Annotated in this window: 1 protein-coding gene; it reads right to left on the bottom strand. The window is 64.5% G+C overall.

The window, feature by feature from the left end; all coding sequences use genetic code 11:
• Positions 1–1,591 (bottom strand): DNA-directed RNA polymerase subunit beta (rpoB, locus tag V6M37_RS18445; RefSeq protein WP_332675764.1); only part of this gene is annotated, 1,591 nt, incomplete at both ends.

Genomic DNA, 1,591 nt, shown 5'->3' with positions numbered 1-1,591 from the left:
CCTTTTCGTCGTCGGCGTCCTTCTTCAGCCGCTCCTTCTCCTCGGTCTGGATGGCGCGGGTACGGTCGTCGATGTCGATGCCGTGACGGTTGAACACGCGCACTTCCACGACTGTGCCTGCGACGCCCGGGGGCAGCCGCAGCGAGGTGTCGCGAACGTCCGAAGCCTTCTCGCCGAAAATGGCGCGGAGGAGCTTCTCTTCCGGAGTCATCGGGCTTTCGCCCTTCGGCGTGATCTTGCCGCACAGGATGTCGCCCGGCTCGACCTCGGCACCGATGTAGACGATGCCCGCCTCGTCGAGGTTGCGAAGCGCTTCCTCGCCGACGTTGGGGATGTCGCGCGTGATGTCTTCGGGGCCCAGCTTGGTGTCGCGGGCCATGACCTCGAACTCCTCGATGTGGATCGAGGTGAAGACGTCGTCCTTCACGATGCGTTCGGAAATGAGGATCGAATCCTCATAATTGTAGCCGTTCCACGGCATGAACGCGACGAGCACGTTGCGGCCGAGGGCAAGCTCGCCGAACTGGGTCGACGGACCGTCTGCGATGATCTCGCCGGCGTCGACCGTGTCACCGACCTTCACCAGCGGGCGCTGGTTGATGCAGGTGTTCTGGTTCGAGCGCTGGAACTTCATCAGCGTGTAGATGTCGACGCCCGATTCACCGGCGCGAAGATCGCCGGTGGCGCGAACGACGATGCGGGTTGCGTCGACCTGGTCGACGATGCCCGAACGGCGGGCCGCGATGGCCGCGCCGCTATCGCGCGCAACCGTCTCTTCCATGCCGGTTCCGACCAACGGAGCATCGGCCTGGAGAAGCGGCACCGCCTGGCGCTGCATGTTCGAGCCCATCAGCGCGCGGTTGGCGTCGTCATTCTCAAGGAAGGGAATGAGCGAGGCGGCAACCGACACCAGCTGCTTGGGTGAAACGTCCATCAGCGTGATGGAGTCGCGCGTCGCCATGAGGAAGTCCCCGGCGCGGCGGCTGGAGACGATTTCTTCGACGAAGTGGCGCTTGCTGTCGATCTCGGCATTGGCCTGCGCGATCGTGTGCTTGGCCTCTTCCATGGCCGACAGATAGACGACGTCGTCAGTCACCTTGTTGTCGACGACCTTGCGGTACGGCGTCTCGATGAAGCCGTACTTGTTCACGCGGCTGAAGCTGGCGAGCGAGTTGATCAGGCCGATGTTCGGGCCTTCCGGGGTCTCGATCGGACAGATGCGGCCATAGTGCGTCGGGTGGACGTCGCGGACTTCGAAGCCCGCGCGCTCGCGGGTAAGCCCGCCCGGCCCTAGGGCCGAAACGCGGCGCTTGTGCGTGACTTCGCTCAAGGGATTGGTCTGGTCCATGAACTGCGACAGCTGCGACGAGCCGAAGAATTCGCGGACCGCGGCCACCGCCGGCTTGGCGTTGATGAGGTCGTTCGGCATGACCGTCGAGACGTCGACCGAGCTCATGCGCTCCTTCACCGCGCGCTCCATGCGGAGCAGGCCGACGCGATACTGGTTCTCCAGCAGCTCGCCGACCGAGCGGACGCGGCGGTTGGCGAGGTTGTCGATGTCGTCGATCTCGCCCTTGCCGTCCTTCAGGTT

The organism is Aromatoleum sp. (assembly GCF_036675785.1).
In the GTDB taxonomy this organism is placed as follows: Bacteria; Pseudomonadota; Gammaproteobacteria; order Burkholderiales; family Rhodocyclaceae; genus Aromatoleum.
This window is presented reverse-complemented; position numbering and strand designations above follow the sequence as displayed.